The organism is Pseudomonas sp. BCA17 (genome assembly GCF_004519405.1).
Lineage (GTDB): Bacteria > Pseudomonadota > Gammaproteobacteria > Pseudomonadales > Pseudomonadaceae > Aquipseudomonas.
In genome coordinates this window covers 894784-910691 of record NZ_SGWI01000001.1, presented here as the reverse complement: position 1 = coordinate 910691, position 15908 = coordinate 894784, and the positions used below count along the sequence as shown (strand labels likewise).

The window sequence follows — 15908 nt, the reverse complement described above, 5'->3', positions numbered from 1 at the left end:
GCCTTTGTCAGCAAAGACAATGCATGCTCAAATTGAACAGGCTGTGACACCTGAGCCGGCAAGGTTACCCAGTGACGGGCAAGGGCGTGGCATCAGGGGCACAAACCCGTACAATGCGGGCATTGTGGCGTTATCGCCATTTCATCCGGCAACCGCTCGGTGTTAAAAGTAGATTCAACGACATTCGTTCATTTTTCAGCTGCTCGGATTGGGCAGTATTTACAGTTATTCAACAGATGGACGCGCTAAAGCGCAGGAATAGACCCGTTTTGAAGAAATCCGCCGCAACACCTAAAGCAGCAGTCGTGCCGGCCTGGCGTCAGCACCTGCATTATCGACTCAAGGAAGGTGCGCTGATCGCCATCGGCGCGCTCTGCCTGTTCCTGATGATGGCCTTGCTCACGTACGGCAAGGACGATCCGGGTTGGAGTCACAACAGCAAGATCGAAGATGTGCAGAACTTCGGCGGCCCCGCCGGTTCCTACAGCGCCGATATCCTGTTCATGGTGCTGGGTTACTTCGCTTACATCTTCCCGTTGCTGCTGGCGATCAAGACCTGGCAGATCTTCCGCCAACGTCACGAGCCGTGGCAGTGGAGCGGCTGGCTGTTCTCCTGGCGCCTGATCGGCCTGGTGTTCCTGGTGCTGTCCGGCGCGGCCCTGGCCCATATCCATTTCCATGCGCCTACCGGCCTGCCGGCAGGCGCGGGCGGGGCGCTGGGTGAGAGCCTGGGCGACCTGGCGCGCAGGACCTTGAACATCCAGGGCAGCACCCTGATGTTCATTGCCTTGTTCCTGTTCGGCCTCACCGTGTTCACCGACCTGTCATGGTTCAAGGTGATGGACGTGACCGGAAAGATCACGCTGGACCTGTTCGAACTTTTCCAGGGCGCCGCCAACCGCTGGTGGGCGGCGCGTGTCGAGCGCAAGCGCATGGTTGCGCAATTGCGCGAGGTGGACACCCGCGTCAATGAAGTCGTGGCCCCAAGCACGCCGGACCGCCGTGAACAGGCCAAGGTCAAGGAGCGCCTGATCGAGCGCGAACAGGCCCTGAGCAAGCACATGTCGGACCGCGAAAAGCAGGTGCCTCCGGTGATCGCTCCTGCGCCACCCAAGGCGCCCGAGCCCAGCCATCGCGTGCAGAAAGAGAAACAGGCGCCGTTGTTTATCGACAGTGCGGTGGAAGGCACCTTGCCGCCGATCTCGATTCTCGACCCGGCCGAAAAGAAACAACTCAACTACTCCCCGGAATCTCTGGCGGCCGTCGGCCATCTGCTGGAAATCAAGCTCAAGGAATTCGGCGTGGAAGTAGCGGTGGACTCTATCCACCCCGGCCCGGTGATTACCCGCTACGAAATCCAGCCGGCCGCCGGCGTGAAGGTCAGCCGCATTGCCAATCTGGCGAAGGATCTGGCGCGCTCCCTGGCCGTGACCAGCGTGCGTGTGGTGGAAGTGATCCCGGGCAAGACTACCGTGGGTATCGAGATTCCCAACGAAGACCGCCAGATCGTGCGCTTTTCCGAGGTACTGTCGACGCCGGAATACGACAACTTCAAATCGCCGGTCACCCTGGCCCTCGGCCATGACATCGGCGGCAAGCCGGTGATCACCGACCTGGCGAAAATGCCTCACCTGCTGGTGGCCGGTACTACCGGTTCCGGTAAGTCGGTGGGTGTGAACGCAATGATCCTGTCGATCCTGTTCAAGTCCGGTCCGGAAGACGCCAAGCTGATCATGATCGACCCGAAGATGTTGGAGCTGTCGATCTACGAAGGCATCCCGCACCTGCTGTGCCCGGTGGTCACCGACATGAAGGACGCCGCCAACGCCCTGCGCTGGAGCGTCGCCGAGATGGAGCGCCGCTACAAGCTGATGGCGAAGATGGGGGTGCGTAACCTCTCCGGCTTCAATGCCAAGGTCAAGGAAGCCCAGGAAGCCGGTACGCCGCTGACCGACCCGCTGTACAAGCGCGAAAGCATTCACGACGAAGCGCCGTTGCTGACCAAGCTGCCGACCATCGTGGTTGTGGTCGACGAATTCGCCGACATGATGATGATCGTCGGCAAGAAGGTCGAGGAACTGATCGCGCGTATCGCCCAGAAGGCCCGTGCGGCCGGTATCCATCTGATCCTGGCGACCCAGCGTCCATCGGTGGATGTGATCACCGGTCTGATCAAGGCCAACATCCCCACGCGCATGGCATTCCAGGTCTCCAGCAAGATCGACTCGCGCACCATCATCGACCAGGGCGGCGCCGAGCAACTGCTGGGTCACGGTGACATGCTCTACATGCCACCCGGCACCAGCCTGCCGATCCGGGTTCACGGCGCGTTCGTCTCCGACGATGAAGTGCACCGCGTGGTGGAAGCCTGGAAGCTGCGTGGCGCGCCCGAGTACAACGACGACATCCTCAACGGCGTCGAAGAAGCCGGCAGCGGCTTTGAAAACGGCGGCGGCGGTGGTGATGACGATGCTGAAACCGATGCCCTCTATGACGAAGCCGTGGCATTCGTGCTGGAAAGCCGTCGCGCCTCGATTTCTGCGGTGCAGCGTAAACTGAAAATCGGCTACAACCGCGCTGCTCGCATGATCGAAGCCATGGAAATGGCGGGTGTCGTGACCGCAATGAATACCAACGGCTCGCGTGAAGTCATCGCCCCCGGGCAGATGCGCGACTGATCCCGCGCCGTGTGGCGACACACGGCGCGCCCTGACACTCAATGAGGACTCCCATGCGTCTTATCCGCATGCTGTTGTTGCCGGCGCTGGCCCTGACCGCTGTTTCGGCTCACGCTGACCCGGCCTCCGTCGCCAGCCTGAAGAACCTGCTGGATAAATCCCAGACCCTGACCGCGCGCTTCTCCCAGCTGACCCTGGATGCCGGTGGTACCCAGTTGCAGGAGACCGCAGGTGAAATGGCCGTGCAGCGTCCAGGGCTGTTCTACTGGCATACGGAAGGGAAGTCTGAGCAGACCATCGTGTCCGACGGCCAGAAGGTCACCCTGTGGGACCCGGACCTGGAACAGGCGACCATCAAGAAGCTCGACCCGCGCCTGAACCAGACGCCGGCGCTGCTGCTGTCGGGCGATGTGTCGAAAATCAACGACAGCTTCGACATCACCTCCAAGCAGACGAGCAACGTGATCGAGTTCACCCTCAAGCCGAAATCCAAGGACACGCTGTTTGATACGCTGTCCTTGTCATTCGGCAACGGCGTGATCAACAACATGCGCCTGGTCGACAGCGTCGGCCAGCGCACCGATATCCTGTTCTCCGGCGTCAAGGCCAACCAGCCCGTACCGGCTTCCAAGTTCAAGTTCGACATCCCCAAGGGTGCCGACGTGATCCAGGAATAAATCTTCCAGAGGTTTCAAACGCTGCCCATGGATCTGTTTCGAAGTGACCCGATTGCTCAACCTCTGGCCGCGCGCTTGCGCTCGACCAACCTGGATGAGTACGTCGGGCAGGAGCACTTGCTCGCACGCGGCAAGCCATTGCGCGAAGCCCTGGAGCAGGGTGCGCTGCACTCGATGATTTTCTGGGGGCCGCCGGGGGTGGGTAAGACCACCCTGGCGCGGCTCCTGGCGAAAGTCTCGGATGCCCACTTCGAAACGGTCTCGGCGGTGCTCGCCGGGGTCAAGGAAATCCGCCAGGCGGTAGAAGTCGCCAAGCAGCAGGCGGGGCAATACGGCAAGCGCACCATCCTGTTCGTTGACGAAGTACATCGCTTCAACAAGTCGCAGCAGGATGCGTTTTTGCCGTATGTCGAAGACGGCACGCTGATTTTTATCGGCGCGACCACCGAAAACCCATCGTTCGAACTCAATAACGCCTTGCTCTCGCGGGCGCGGGTCTATGTGCTCAAGAGCCTGGATGAAGCGGCGATGCAAAAGCTGCTGCACCGTGCCTTGAGCGAAGACAAGGGCCTGGGCACGCGTCACCTGAGTGTGGGCGATGAAGCCTTCAGGATTTTGCTGACCGCCGCCGACGGCGACGGTCGGCGCTTTCTCAACCTGCTGGAAAATGCCTCCGACCTGGCCGAAGACGGTAGCGAGATTGGCGTCGACCTGCTGCAAAGCCTGCTTGGCGACACCCGTCGTCGTTTTGACAAGGGCGGCGAAGCGTTTTACGACCAGATCTCCGCGCTGCACAAGTCTGTACGCGGCTCCAACCCGGACGGCGCGCTGTACTGGTTTGCGCGCATGATCGACGGTGGCTGCGACCCGCTGTACCTGGCACGGCGCGTGGTGCGTATGGCCAGTGAAGACATCGGCAACGCCGACCCGCGCGCCTTGAGCCTGTGCCTTGCCGCGTGGGAAGTGCAGGAGCGCCTCGGCAGCCCGGAAGGCGAGCTGGCAGTGGCCCAGGCCATTACGTACCTGGCCTGCGCGCCAAAAAGCAACGCGGTGTACATGGGCTTCAAGTCGGCCTTGCGTGCCGCCGCCGAACACGGCTCCCTTGAGGTGCCGTTGCACCTGCGCAATGCGCCGACCAAACTGATGAAACAACTGGGCTATGGCGATGAGTACCGCTACGCCCACGACGAACCCGATGCCTACGCCGCGGGTGAAGATTACTTCCCCGACGCGCTTGAGCCGCAGCCTTTCTACCAGCCGGTGCCCCGTGGCCTGGAACTGAAGATCGGTGAAAAGCTCAATCACCTCGCTCAACTTGATCGACTCAGCCCCAAGCAGCGGAGAAAGTAGTGCTCAAGACGATTCTTGCCGTGTCCGCTGCGGGCATCGCTGGTACATTATTGCGTTTCGCCACCGGTACGTGGGTGAGCGCCAATTGGCCGAAGCATTTTTACGCGGCGACACTGGCGGTCAACCTGGTGGGTTGCTTGATCATCGGGCTGTTGTACGGCTGGTTCCTGTTGCGCCCGGAAGTGCCGATTGAAATTCGCGCCGGCTTGATTGTCGGCTTTGTAGGCGGTCTGACGACCTTTTCATCCTTTTCACTGGATACGCTGCGCCTGCTGGAAAGCGGGCAGGCCCTGGTAGCCTTCGGTTACCTGGGCATCAGCGTGTTCGGCGGGCTGCTCGCCACCTGGGCTGGCCTGTCCTTGACCAAACTTTGATAAACGAGAGACCGACATGCTCGATTCCAAACTGTTACGTAGCAACCTCCAGGACGTAGCGGACCGCCTGGCATCCCGTGGCTTTGCCTTGGATGTCGCGCGCATCGAAGCGCTGGAAGAACAGCGCAAGACCGTCCAGACCCGCACCGAAGCACTGCAGGCTGAGCGAAATGCGCGTTCCAAATCCATCGGTCAGGCCAAGCAGCGTGGCGAAGACATCGCGCCGTTGATGGCGGACGTCGAGCGGATGGGCACTGAGCTGTCCGAAGGCAAAGTCGAGCTGGAAGGGATCCAGACCGAGCTGGATTCGATCCTGCTGGGCATCCCCAATATTCCGCACGAGTCCGTGCCGGTGGGTGAAGACGAAGACGGCAACGTCGAAGTGCGCCGCTGGGGCACGCCAAAAGCCTTTGATTTCGAGGTTAAGGACCATGTCGCCCTGGGCGAACTGACCGGTGGCCTGGATTTCGAAACCGCTGCCAAAATGTCCGGCGCGCGCTTCTCCTTGCTGCGTGGCCCGGTGGCCCGCCTGCACCGTGCCCTGGCGCAGTTCATGATCAACCTGCACACCGGCGAGCACGGTTACGAAGAAGCCTACACGCCTTACCTGGTGCAGGCGCCGGCGCTGATGGGCACCAGCCAGCTGCCGAAATTCGAAGAAGACCTGTTCAAGATCAGCCGTGATGGCGAAGCCGATCTTTACCTGATCCCGACTGCCGAAGTGTCGCTGACCAACATCGTGGCCGGCGAGATCCTCGACGCCAAGCAACTGCCATTGAAGTTCGTGGCTCACAGCCCGTGCTTTCGCAGCGAAGCCGGTGCATCGGGCCGCGACACCCGCGGCATGATCCGCCAGCACCAGTTCGACAAGGTAGAGATGGTGCAGATCGTCGAGCCATCGACCTCCATGGACGCCCTGGAAGGCCTGACCGCCAACGCCGAACGCGTCCTGCAATTGCTGGAGCTGCCATACCGCGTCCTGGCGCTGTGCACCGGCGACATGGGATTCAGCGCCGTGAAGACCTACGACCTCGAAGTGTGGGTGCCGAGCCAGGACAAATACCGCGAGATTTCGTCGTGCTCCAACTGCGGCGACTTCCAGGCCCGCCGCATGCAAGCGCGTTTCCGTAACCCGGAAACCGGCAAGCCTGAGCTGGTACACACGCTCAACGGTTCGGGCCTGGCTGTAGGCCGTACCCTGGTCGCCGTGCTGGAAAACTACCAGCAGGCAGACGGTTCGATCCGCGTGCCTGAGGTGCTCAAGCCGTACATGGCGGGTGTCGAGGTCATCCGCTAAATGGAATTTCTGCCGCTGTTTCATAACCTGCGCGGCAGTCGTGTGTTGGTCGTCGGTGGCGGGGAGATTGCCTTGCGCAAATCCCGGCTGCTGGCGGATGCCGGTGCGCTGCTGCGGGTGGTTGCTCCCCAGGTCGAAGACCAGTTGCGTGAATTGGTGCAGGGCAGTGGCGGGGAAGTGATTGTGCGCGGTTATCAGGAGGCCGACCTTGACGGTTGCACCCTGATCATCGCCGCGACCGACGACGAATCGCTGAACGCGCAAGTGTCCAGCGATGCCAAGCGCCGTTGCGTGCCGGTCAACGTGGTGGACGCGCCGGCCCTGTGCAGTGTGATCTTCCCGGCGATTGTCGACCGCTCGCCGTTGGTGATTGCCGTCTCCAGCGGCGGCGATGCGCCGGTGCTGGCGCGCTTGATTCGGGCCAAGCTGGAAACCTGGATCCCCTCGACCTACGGCCAATTGGCCGGGTTGGCCGCGCGTTTTCGTGCGCAGGTCAAAGGTTTGTACCCGGATGTGCAGCAACGCCGGGCGTTCTGGGAAGAGGTATTTCAAGGCCCGATTGCCGACCGGCAACTGGCCGGGCAGGGCGATGAAGCCGAGCGCTTGCTGATTGAAAAGGTCAACGGCGCGCCGCCCTATGCGCCGGGCGAGGTGTACCTGGTGGGCGCAGGCCCGGGTGACCCGGACCTGCTGACCTTCCGCGCCTTGCGCTTGATGCAGCAAGCCGATGTGGTGCTGTATGACCGTCTGGTGGCGCCGGCCATTCTCGAACTGTGCCGCCGCGATGCCGAGCGCGTGTATGTCGGCAAGCGTCGTGCCGACCATGCCGTGCCGCAGGACCAGATCAACCAGCAACTGGTGGATTTGGCCAAGCAAGGCAAGCGCGTACTGCGCCTTAAAGGTGGCGACCCGTTCATCTTCGGCCGTGGCGGCGAAGAGATCGAAGAACTGGCGGCCCATGGCATTCCGTTCCAAGTGGTGCCGGGGATCACGGCTGCCAGTGGTTGCGCGGCGTATGCCGGCATTCCACTGACGCATCGCGACTACGCGCAGTCGGTACGTTTTATCACCGGGCATTTGAAAGACGGGACTTCGGACCTGCCTTGGCGTGACCTGGTGGGGCCGTCGCAGACCCTGGTGTTCTACATGGGCTTGATTGGCTTGCCGATCATCTGCGAACAGTTGATCAAGCATGGTCGTTCGGCGGACACCCCGGCGGCGCTGATCCAGCAGGGCACAACGTCCAACCAGCGCGTATTCACCGGCACCCTGGCCGACTTGCCGCGGATGGTGGCGGAGCATGAAGTGCATGCGCCGACACTGGTCATCGTGGGTGAGGTGGTGGTGTTGCGCGAGAAGCTGAAGTGGTTTGAAGGCGCCCAATCCCAGGTCTGATCCACTGTAGGCGCGAGCTTGCTCGCGAAGAGCTCATGGACACCGCGCGCATCCAGGATGAGCGCGTTATCGTTGACGTTTTTCGCGAGCAAGCTCGCTCCTCCAGGATTTTTCTCAGCGCTGTATGCCTCTGCCGTTCAAGTGTTCTCGATCATGTTCGCCATCGAACGCCTGCAGCGGTCCCTTCGGCACAATCCCTGTCGGGTTGATGGTCCGGTGGCTGGCGTAGTAATGCCCTTTGATATGCGCAAAATCCACCGTCTCGGCCACGCCCGGCCACTGGTACAGTTCCCTTAGCCAGTTCGACAGGTTCGGATAATCCGCAATCCTTCGCAGGTTGCATTTGAAGTGGCTGTAATACACCGCATCAAAGCGAATCAGCGTGGTGAACAGTCGCACGTCAGCCTCGGTCAGGTATTCGCCGGCCAGGTAGCGATGTTTCCCCAAATGTTGTTCCAAGTGGTCCAACTCGCCAAATACATCATCGAACGCACGCTCATACGCCTGCTGCGACGTAGCGAAACCTGCACGGTATACGCCGTTGTTCACGTTGGGGTAGATACGCTCGTTCAAGGCATCAATGGTCGTACGCAGCGATTGAGGGTAGAGGTCCAGCGTATTGCCGGTCAGCTCGTTGAACGCACTGTTGAACATGCGGATGATCTCCGCGGATTCATTGCTGACAATGCGCTTGAGCTGCTTGTCCCACAGCACCGGTACGGTGACGCGGCCAGTGTAATCGGCCGTGTCGGCGGTGTAGCGTTGGTGCATGAATTCGAAGCCATCCAGCTTGTCGCCGGTCGAGCCGTGGGCCTTGTCGAAGGTCCAGCCGTTTTCCAGCATCAACCAGCTGACCACCGACACGTCGATCAGGCTTTCCAGGCCCTTGAGCTTGCGCACGATCAAGGTGCGGTGAGCCCAGGGGCAGGCGAGCGAAACATAGAGATGGTAGCGTCCGGCTTCGGCCTTGAAGCCGCCTTCACCGCTGGGGCCAGGTGCGCCGTCGGTGGTCACCCAATTACGGCGTTGTGCCTGTTCCCGCTGGAATGCGCCGTCTGCGCTACTTTCGTACCACTGGTCTTTCCAGTGTCCTTCGATCAGCAAGCCCATGACTGGCTCCTCGACTAATAAGCGTTGGAGGCCAGTTTAAAGGGCTTGGTTCGATTTAAAAGCGCAAAGACCGGGCGTTAATTATCGATCAAATCGATTTGTCACGCGCATCCCAGTATTGCTGCGCCAGGACGAATGCCTGCTCCCGGGGATGACCCAGGCCACGTAAGGCCAGGGCCATGGTGGCGATCAGCGCCAGTTGCGGATAGCTGTCCTCGACGTCGCCGCGCCACAGCGCCTTCAAGTGTTCCGGTTCGAGTGTGGTCGGTTTGACATGGCGCTGGGTGGAGAGGGCGGGCCATTCTTCGTCCCAGCTTTCGCCGCCGGTGGTGCCATATAGATGGCTTGCCGCGTCTGGGTTGATCTCGATTTCACCGCCGTCGCCCTTCACCACAATCACATTGTCGCCCAGCAGGCCGCTGGCATCGCGGTGCACGCCTTGATAACCCGGATGGAAAATGCTTTGTAGGCCCAGGCGCGCATTCAGCGGGTTGAGCAGGCGGGCCAGGGAGTGGATCGGTGAGCGCAGGCCCAGGGTGTTGCGCAGGTCGATCATGCGTTGCAGTTGCGGTGCCCAGTCACCCAGCGGGATAAACGCCAGGTTGCCGTGTTCATAGGCCGCTTCAACCTGTCGCCAGTTGCGGCACAGCGGTATTTGCAAACCTTCCAGCAATTGCTCGGTGTACAACCGGCCCGCCGTGTGGGCGCCGCCGCCGTGCATGAGGATGCGCACACCGTTTTGTGCCAGGCATTTGGCCGCCAGCAGGAACCAGGGGAGGTGGCGTTTCTTGCCGGCATAGGTTGGCCAATCGACCTCTACGTTCAGCGCCGGAGCGTTCAAACGCTCGCGTACGGCTTCGGTGAAGCCGGCGAGTTCTTCCGGGCTTTCTTCCTTGTGGCGCAGCAGCATCAGGAACGCACCGAGCTGGGTGTCTTCGACGCGTTCGTCGAGCAACATGCCCATGGCCTCACGGGCCTCTTCGCGGGTGAGGTTGCGCGCGCCGCGCTTACCTTTGCCCAAGATGCGCACGAACTGCGCAAACGGATGTTCGGCAGGCGTTTCAAGGGTCAGCGGGGCAAAGTCGGTCATAAGCAATTCGTCGGTCTGGGCAGGCCCGCCAGCTTGGCGGCGAGTTTGGCGGGAGTGCCGTTGAACAGTTTGTTCAGGTGCAGGCTGTTGCCCTTTTCCGGGCCCAGCTTCAAGGCGGTGTATTTGATCAGCGGTCGCGTGGCGGGCGACAGCTGGAACTCGGCGTAGAAGCCGCGCAGCAGTTCGAGGATTTCCCAGTGGTCCGCCGTCAGCGCCAGCGCTTCGGCGGCGGCCAGGGCGTTGGCGACCTCGGCGGACCATGCGTTCAGGTCGACGAGGTAACCGTCCTTGTCCAGTTCGAGGACGCGTGAGCCTACGGTCAGGGTGTTCATAGCCAGGTGTTGACCTTGTCGTAGTCGATCGACAGTTGTACGAAACCCGGATAGTCCACGCTGTCGGCCCAGTCCGGCAGAAGCAGGTTACGCGCCTGCATGTCTTCGGCCAGCACGAACACCTTCAGGCCCTGGGTTGGCAGGGTCGGGTTGTGCAACCCATAGGCGCCGTCGCCGCAGAGCAGGATCGCGTCGTCGGCACCGCATACGCGCAGGCAACTGGCGAGTCGGCTGTCGGTGAATGGGGAGTGCGACACCACATGTAAAGTCGACATCAGAGGGTAATCACCTGGTCGTAACGGTCAATCAGCTTGGAGAGTTCTTCATTGCCCAGCGCTTCGGCACTGGCGGGCGCCGTGAGCCCGCGCTCGGCAAGACTATGGCGGCAGGCGAATACCTCGTCGATACCGAACAGCCCCAGTGCCTGCAGGTTGGCGCTCAGGTCTTTTTGTTGCACGGCCCTGGCGTCCTGATGCGGCGCCAGCTGGAACACGCCGTCATCCATGAACAATAAACCGATGGGCAGATCGAACGCGCCGCCGGCCAGCACGATATCCAGCGCTTCACGCGCGCTCGGCCCGGCCCACGGTGCCTGGCGGCTGATCACCAATAAAGACTTGGACATGTCATGGCCCTCCAAAGCAGATCAGGCGGTCGGACGCCTGGGCAGCGTCGTGCAATTGTCCAAGGCCCGACAGTGCCCACGGCGCATCCAGGTTCACCGCACTGCGTTGGTAGCGTATGGCCTCTTCGTTGTTGAGTACGCCACGGCGCAAGGCGGCGGCAATGCACACCACGGCGTCAAGCTGATGCGTGCTGACGAATTCACGCCACTGGCGCGCAATGTCTTGCTCATCCTGGGGCGCAACGATGGTGTTGGAGGCGCTGTACACGCCATCCTGATAAAAAAACAGCCGCACAATCTCGTGCCCGCTCGCCAGCGCCGCCTGGGCGAACAGCAAGGCGCGGCGTGAGGAGGGCGCATGGGCGGCGGAAAACAGCGCTATCGCGAACTTCATGGAACACTCTGCCAGCAAACGTGGGCCAATGATAAAGCCGCCGCCGCGAAAAAGCCCGCCGTGATCAAAACGGTCACTGCCGCTGATCGTTCCGGCGATTGCCGTCAGGCGTGCGGCTGCCTAGTCTGTGGGCAGTCGAATCGGAAACGGAGTCTCCATGTTTGGTCCCCTGGCGTCCCTCAAAGTGCTGGATTTTTCCACCTTGTTGCCTGGCCCCTTTGCCTCGCTGATGCTGGCGGATATGGGCGCCGAAGTGCTGCGGATCGAGTCGTCCACGCGCGTGGACCTGTTACGCGTATTGCCGCCCCATGATCAGGGCACGTCGGCGAGCCATGCCTACCTCAACCGCAATAAGCGCAGCCTCGCGTTGGACCTGAAGCAGGCTGAAGCGCTGGAGATCGTGCGCGAACTGATCAAGGACTACGACATCGTCCTTGAACAGTTTCGCCCCGGGGTGATGGCGCGCCTGGGCTTGGGTTACGAGGCGCTGAAGGCGATCAATCCGCGGCTGATCTATGTATCGATCACCGGCTACGGCCAGACCGGCCCCTACAAGGACCGCGCCGGGCACGATATCAACTACCTGGCGTTGGCGGGCGTGGCCAGCCATACCGGCCGCCAGGACAGTGGGCCGTTGCCGCTGGGGGTGCAATTGGCGGATGTGGGTGGGGGCTCGCTGCATGCGGTGGTCGGGTTGCTGGCGGCGGTCATTGCCCGGCAGCAGAGTGGCGTGGGCCAATACCTGGACGTGAGCATGACCGACTGCTCGTTCAGCCTGAACGCCATGGCCGGTGCCGGCTACCTGGCCTGTGGGGTGGAACCCGGCTGGGAGAAGCATGTACTCAATGGCGGCAGCTTTTACGACTATTACCGCACGCGAGACGGGCGCTGGATGTCGGTCGGCAGCCTGGAACCGGCCTTCATGCAGCCATTGTGTACGGCATTGGGCCGCCCGGAACTGGCGGCCCAGGGCCTGTCTCCAAGGCCGGAGCAGCAAAAGGCCCTGAAGCTGGCGCTGCAGGTCGAGTTTGAAAAGCGTAGCTTTGATGAGCTGTGTGAGTTGTTTGCCGGGGTGGATGCTTGTGTGGAACCGGTGCTCAGCCTGAGTGAAGCCGTGGAGCATCCACAGTTGAAAGCGAGGCAGTTGGTCAGCCAGGTGCCTCGTGACGACGGCTCGACCCAGGCGCAGATAGCCTGCCCTCTGAAGTTTTCGGAGGGCTTGCCGGCGCCTCGGCATATCGGCGCGGCCGTGGGCGCACACACCGATGAGGTGCTGCTTGAGTTAGGGTTCACTGCCCAGCGGATAACGGCGTTGCGCCAGGCCAAGGTGGTCGGTTGAGGGGGGGCTATCGGGAGCACGCCCCATACATTCGACCTGTCCATACATCCCAAATGGGGAGGGGCGGTGCAACGTTCGTCACTCCACCCGGGTTTCTCCAGTAAACACCAATGTTTGCCGGCAACGCCGACACAGATACCGCCGTCCTTGGTTCACCAGCCCGTGGCGCTGTGACGAAAACGGAAAATCGCTGTCCGCACAAGGGCATCGGTAGATATAGCGTGTCACCTGACGGCGCTTTACTTCATAGGTGTGGCAACGATCGGGCGGCAGTTCGTAAACCCCGCGCATGATCAACTGCCATTCTTCGCCGTGGGGTTGGATGCGCTCGCCAAACAACTGGTGGGCGATCAGGTGCGCCACTTCGTGGGCCACGGTCTGTTTCAGGAAGTGTTGGCTGTTTTCTCGGTACAACTGAGGGTTGAAACGCAGCAGGTTCTCGTGCAAATGCGCGACACCGGCTTTCTGGCCCCGCAGCTTGAGGCTGACTTGGGGGCGTTTGAAGCTTCGTTTGAAAAAGGATTCGGCTAGCAGGAAACAATCTTCGACGCGGGTATTGAGTTGCTCGGGCATGCTGTACATATCTCCAGAGACGACCAGTATGCCGCAAAGCTGGGTGTTTCCGAATCTGTCAGGCGCCGAATGGTCATGCATAACGCACAAGGCCACCTTGCGGTGGCCTTGCCCAGGTCGATAAGCGGATTTCAGTTGGTGTAAACCGGGCCTACGCCGAGGCCCCAGACGATCACGGTAAACGCCATGATCGCCACCAGGACGACCAGGCCCACTGCCAGTACCGAACTGGAGAAAAGGAAGCCCTCGTCCGGGTCGATGTTCATGAAAGTCGGCAGCCCCACATACAGCAGGTACACCGTGTAGCAAATGGCTGCCATGCCCACCATCATGCCCAGCCACATATGCGGGTACAGCGCCGCCAGCCCGCCGATAAACAGCGGTGTCGCGGTGTAGGTCGCAAATGCCACGCAGCGTGACATGCTGGGGTTGGCGTCATAGGTGCGGGCCATCCAGTGGATGAACGCGCCCATCACCGCCACGCCGCAGAGCATCGCCGCGTACGACATGATGGTCATCCACAGCGCGCTTTCCTGGGTCAGCATCACCGGGGCGCGGCTGCCGATGACCCAGCCGACCCGGGTCGTGCCGATAAACGCGGATACGGCGGGGATCGCCGCAAGAATCAGGGTGTGAGTGAGGTACATGTGGCCGATGCTTTCTTCCTTATCGCCACGGATTTCCCGCCATTCCTGGTCGGGATGGGTAAACAGCCCCACGACGTGATGGATCATGCCAGTCACTCCTGTCGTTATTACCATCGCCCCCCATCGGAGCGCTCACGGGCCATATGGCCTGAAAGGTCTGGATAGATATGCGACCTCAAGTCGCAGTATAGGAAGTGATGACCGGAAAAACTGTAGGGCTTTAGAGCAAATCGCACTGTAAACACTGGCCCTAATCGCGGGAGGGTCTGTACAGGGTAATGCGGGTAGATAGGGCGGCGGGTTTGCTCCCGGTAGCAGTATTCAGCCAAACATGGCTATCTGGCCCGCTGCTATCGGGAAGCAGCCCTCCGTAATGGAACTCAGCCATGCTTACCGGTAAAATGCTGCGCTTTTCGTCACACACCTCAAGCGGATCCAAGCGCCATGGGCACTCTTACAGTCAACCAGAACAAACTGCAAAAACGCCTGCGTCGCCTGGCCGGTGAAGCGGTCACCGATTTCAACATGATCGAGGACGGCGACAAGGTCATGGTTTGCCTCTCCGGCGGCAAAGACAGCTACACCATGCTCGACGTGCTGCTGCATCTGCAAAAGGTCGCGCCGATCAAGTTCGAGATCGTCGCCGTCAACATGGACCAGAAACAACCGGGCTTCCCTGAGCACGTGCTGCCGGCTTATCTCAAGGAGCTGGGCGTCGAATACCATATCGTTGAAAAAGATACTTACTCGGTGGTCAAGGAGCTGATCCCGGAAGGCAAGACCACCTGCTCGCTGTGCTCGCGCCTGCGTCGTGGCACGCTCTATACCTTCGCCGATGAGATCGGCGCGACCAAGATGGCGCTGGGTCATCACCGTGATGACATCGTCGAAACCTTCTTCCTCAATATGTTCTTCAACGGCTCGCTCAAGGCCATGCCACCCAAGCTGCGCGCCGATGACGGGCGCAATGTGGTGATCCGTCCGCTGGCGTATTGCAGCGAGAAGGACATCCAGGCCTACTCCGACCTCAAGCAATTCCCGATCATCCCGTGCAACCTGTGCGGCTCCCAGGAAAACCTGCAGCGTCAGGTGGTCAAGGAAATGCTGGTGGACTGGGAGCGCAAGACCCCCGGCCGCACCGAGAGCATCTTCCGTAGCCTGCAGAATGTGATCCCGTCGCAGTTGGCCGACCGCAACCTGTTCGACTTCACCAGCTTGAAGATCGACGAGACGGCGGCTTCGCGCTTCGTCAATGTAGTGAACCTCTGAGCCGTTTCAATGCTCTGACACACGGCGCTCGCGGGCGCCGTTTTCAATTCAATTGCCAGGAGAGGGCATGCGCGATTACAAATGGCTGCACGAATATTGTCTGAACCGCTTCGGTTCAGCGGCCAAGCTGGACGCCCACCTGCCTGTGCCCAAGACCGCGGCGCAATTGCGCAAGATCAGCGATGACCGTTACCTGTCGACCTTGGCGCTGCGCGTGTTTCGCGCGGGCTTGAAGCACAGTGTGGTAGATGCCAAGTGGCCGGCCTTCGAGCAGGTGTTTTTTGGCTTCGACCCGGAAAAGGTCGTGTTGATGGGCGCCGAACATCTGGAGCGTTTGATGCAGGACACGCGCATCATCCGCCACCTGGGCAAACTCAAGAGTGTGCCGCGCAATGCGCAGATGATCCTCGACATCGAGCAGGAAAAAGGCAGCTTCGGCGCATTTATCGCCGACTGGCCGGTGACCGACATCGTCGGGTTGTGGAAGTACCTGAGCAAGCACGGTCACCAACTGGGCGGTCTATCGGCCCCGCGCTTTTTGCGCATGGTGGGCAAGGATACCTTTGTGCCGAGCGATGACGTGGTGGCGGCCCTGAACGCGCAGAAGATCGTCGACAGGGCGCCGACCAGCCTGCGCGACCTGGCGGCGGTGCAGGCTGCGTTCAACCAGTGGCATGCCGAGAGCGGGCGGCCAATGTGCCAGCTGTCGATGATGTTGGCTTACACGGTGAATCACTAGGGTCGAGGCGACACATCTC

General features: G+C 61.0%; 17 protein-coding genes. 9 read left to right on the top strand and 8 right to left on the bottom strand.

Annotated elements, in window-relative coordinates:
- The first annotated feature begins 269 nt into the window (after positions 1-269).
- From EXW71_RS03995 to cysG, 6 genes are read left to right on the top strand one after another with little or no spacing between them, the layout of a single operon-like run.
- Entirely contained in the window at positions 270-2678 is a 2409-nt protein-coding gene (locus tag EXW71_RS03995) for a DNA translocase FtsK (protein ID WP_123717774.1), read from the top strand.
- Between the two features lie 53 nt (positions 2679-2731).
- A complete protein-coding gene (lolA, locus tag EXW71_RS03990; RefSeq protein ID WP_060755651.1) occupies positions 2732-3355 on the top strand; it encodes an outer membrane lipoprotein chaperone LolA in 624 nt (207 codons plus the stop codon).
- 27 nt (positions 3356-3382) lie between these two features.
- Entirely contained in the window at positions 3383-4705 is a 1323-nt protein-coding gene (locus tag EXW71_RS03985; protein WP_123717773.1) for a replication-associated recombination protein A, read from the top strand.
- Positions 4705-5079 carry a fluoride efflux transporter CrcB gene (gene crcB, locus EXW71_RS03980; RefSeq protein WP_003232122.1) on the top strand — a complete coding sequence of 125 codons (375 nt, stop codon included), beginning with the start codon at positions 4705-4707 and terminating at the stop codon, positions 5077-5079. The genes EXW71_RS03985 and crcB overlap by 1 nt, the downstream gene beginning before the upstream one ends.
- Positions 5080-5095: 16 nt before the next feature.
- Positions 5096-6376, top strand: coding sequence for a serine--tRNA ligase (gene serS, locus EXW71_RS03975; protein WP_134657666.1), 1281 nt, complete (start codon positions 5096-5098; stop codon positions 6374-6376).
- Positions 6377-7771 carry a siroheme synthase CysG gene (cysG, locus tag EXW71_RS03970; protein WP_123717771.1) on the top strand — a complete coding sequence of 465 codons (1395 nt, stop codon included), beginning with the start codon at positions 6377-6379 and terminating at the stop codon, positions 7769-7771.
- Positions 7772-7885: 114 nt separating this feature from the next.
- On the opposite strand, the gene EXW71_RS03965 is transcribed toward cysG, so the two are convergent.
- The 6 genes from EXW71_RS03965 to tusD form a co-directional block, all read right to left on the bottom strand.
- Positions 7886-8881, bottom strand: coding sequence for a glutathione S-transferase family protein (locus EXW71_RS03965; protein ID WP_134657665.1), 996 nt, complete (start codon positions 8879-8881; stop codon positions 7886-7888).
- 88 nt (positions 8882-8969) lie between these two features.
- Entirely contained in the window at positions 8970-9971 is a 1002-nt protein-coding gene (locus EXW71_RS03960) for a glycosyl transferase family protein (RefSeq protein WP_134657664.1), read from the bottom strand.
- Positions 9968-10303, bottom strand: a complete 336-nt coding sequence (locus tag EXW71_RS03955) for a TusE/DsrC/DsvC family sulfur relay protein (protein ID WP_134657663.1) — start codon at positions 10301-10303, stop codon at positions 9968-9970. Before EXW71_RS03955 ends, EXW71_RS03960 begins: the two co-directional genes overlap by 4 nt.
- Positions 10300-10578, bottom strand: a complete 279-nt coding sequence (tusB, locus tag EXW71_RS03950; RefSeq protein WP_134657662.1) for a sulfurtransferase complex subunit TusB — start codon at positions 10576-10578, stop codon at positions 10300-10302. Before tusB ends, EXW71_RS03955 begins: the two co-directional genes overlap by 4 nt.
- Positions 10578-10928: a sulfurtransferase complex subunit TusC gene (gene tusC, locus EXW71_RS03945; RefSeq protein ID WP_134657661.1), complete on the bottom strand. Its 351-nt coding sequence runs from the start codon at positions 10926-10928 to the stop codon at positions 10578-10580. Before tusC ends, tusB begins: the two co-directional genes overlap by 1 nt.
- 1 nt (position 10929) lies before the next feature.
- Positions 10930-11322, bottom strand: a complete 393-nt coding sequence (gene tusD / locus EXW71_RS03940) for a sulfurtransferase complex subunit TusD (protein ID WP_134657660.1) — start codon at positions 11320-11322, stop codon at positions 10930-10932.
- A gap of 157 nt (positions 11323-11479) precedes the next feature.
- On the opposite strand from tusD, the gene EXW71_RS03935 reads away from it, so the two are divergent.
- Positions 11480-12661 (top strand): CaiB/BaiF CoA-transferase family protein, encoded by a 1182-nt coding sequence (locus EXW71_RS03935; RefSeq protein WP_134657659.1) that lies wholly within the window; start codon positions 11480-11482, stop codon positions 12659-12661.
- A gap of 78 nt (positions 12662-12739) precedes the next feature.
- Here EXW71_RS03935 and EXW71_RS03930 read toward each other — a convergent pair whose 3' ends face one another.
- On the bottom strand, positions 12740-13234 hold the full coding sequence (locus EXW71_RS03930) for a SprT family zinc-dependent metalloprotease (RefSeq protein WP_123718722.1): 495 nt from the start codon (positions 13232-13234) through the stop codon (positions 12740-12742).
- A gap of 131 nt (positions 13235-13365) precedes the next feature.
- Complete coding sequence (locus tag EXW71_RS03925) at positions 13366-13968, bottom strand: Yip1 family protein (protein ID WP_123717763.1); 603 nt, start codon at positions 13966-13968, stop codon at positions 13366-13368.
- A gap of 357 nt (positions 13969-14325) precedes the next feature.
- Between EXW71_RS03925 and ttcA the strand changes: the two genes are divergently transcribed.
- Together ttcA and EXW71_RS03915 are read left to right on the top strand one after the other, a co-directional pair.
- On the top strand, positions 14326-15150 hold the full coding sequence (ttcA, locus tag EXW71_RS03920) for a tRNA 2-thiocytidine(32) synthetase TtcA (RefSeq protein ID WP_134657658.1): 825 nt from the start codon (positions 14326-14328) through the stop codon (positions 15148-15150).
- Positions 15151-15217: 67 nt separating this feature from the next.
- Positions 15218-15889: a DNA-3-methyladenine glycosylase I gene (locus tag EXW71_RS03915; RefSeq protein ID WP_134657657.1), complete on the top strand. Its 672-nt coding sequence runs from the start codon at positions 15218-15220 to the stop codon at positions 15887-15889.
- The last annotated feature ends 19 nt before the right edge of the window (positions 15890-15908 follow it).

What these genes read in the sequence shown, in the direction of transcription:
- tusC (WP_134657661.1), bottom strand. Translation starts at nt 10,928, where the DNA reads ATGTCCAAGTCTTTATTGGTGATCAGCCGCCAGGCACCGTGGGCCGGG.
- serS (WP_134657666.1), top strand. Translation starts at nt 5,096, where the DNA reads ATGCTCGATTCCAAACTGTTACGTAGCAACCTCCAGGACGTAGCGGAC.
- tusB (WP_134657662.1), bottom strand. Translation starts at nt 10,578, where the DNA reads ATGTCGACTTTACATGTGGTGTCGCACTCCCCATTCACCGACAGCCGA.
- EXW71_RS03930 (WP_123718722.1), bottom strand. Translation starts at nt 13,234, where the DNA reads ATGCCCGAGCAACTCAATACCCGCGTCGAAGATTGTTTCCTGCTAGCC.
- tusD (WP_134657660.1), bottom strand. Translation starts at nt 11,322, where the DNA reads ATGAAGTTCGCGATAGCGCTGTTTTCCGCCGCCCATGCGCCCTCCTCA.
- EXW71_RS03915 (WP_134657657.1), top strand. Translation starts at nt 15,218, where the DNA reads ATGCGCGATTACAAATGGCTGCACGAATATTGTCTGAACCGCTTCGGT.
- EXW71_RS03985 (WP_123717773.1), top strand. Translation starts at nt 3,383, where the DNA reads ATGGATCTGTTTCGAAGTGACCCGATTGCTCAACCTCTGGCCGCGCGC.
- EXW71_RS03955 (WP_134657663.1), bottom strand. Translation starts at nt 10,303, where the DNA reads ATGAACACCCTGACCGTAGGCTCACGCGTCCTCGAACTGGACAAGGAC.
- EXW71_RS03965 (WP_134657665.1), bottom strand. Translation starts at nt 8,881, where the DNA reads ATGGGCTTGCTGATCGAAGGACACTGGAAAGACCAGTGGTACGAAAGT.
- lolA (WP_060755651.1), top strand. Translation starts at nt 2,732, where the DNA reads ATGCGTCTTATCCGCATGCTGTTGTTGCCGGCGCTGGCCCTGACCGCT.
- EXW71_RS03925 (WP_123717763.1), bottom strand. Translation starts at nt 13,968, where the DNA reads ATGATCCATCACGTCGTGGGGCTGTTTACCCATCCCGACCAGGAATGG.
- EXW71_RS03935 (WP_134657659.1), top strand. Translation starts at nt 11,480, where the DNA reads ATGTTTGGTCCCCTGGCGTCCCTCAAAGTGCTGGATTTTTCCACCTTG.
- cysG (WP_123717771.1), top strand. Translation starts at nt 6,377, where the DNA reads ATGGAATTTCTGCCGCTGTTTCATAACCTGCGCGGCAGTCGTGTGTTG.
- EXW71_RS03960 (WP_134657664.1), bottom strand. Translation starts at nt 9,971, where the DNA reads ATGACCGACTTTGCCCCGCTGACCCTTGAAACGCCTGCCGAACATCCG.
- ttcA (WP_134657658.1), top strand. Translation starts at nt 14,326, where the DNA reads ATGGGCACTCTTACAGTCAACCAGAACAAACTGCAAAAACGCCTGCGT.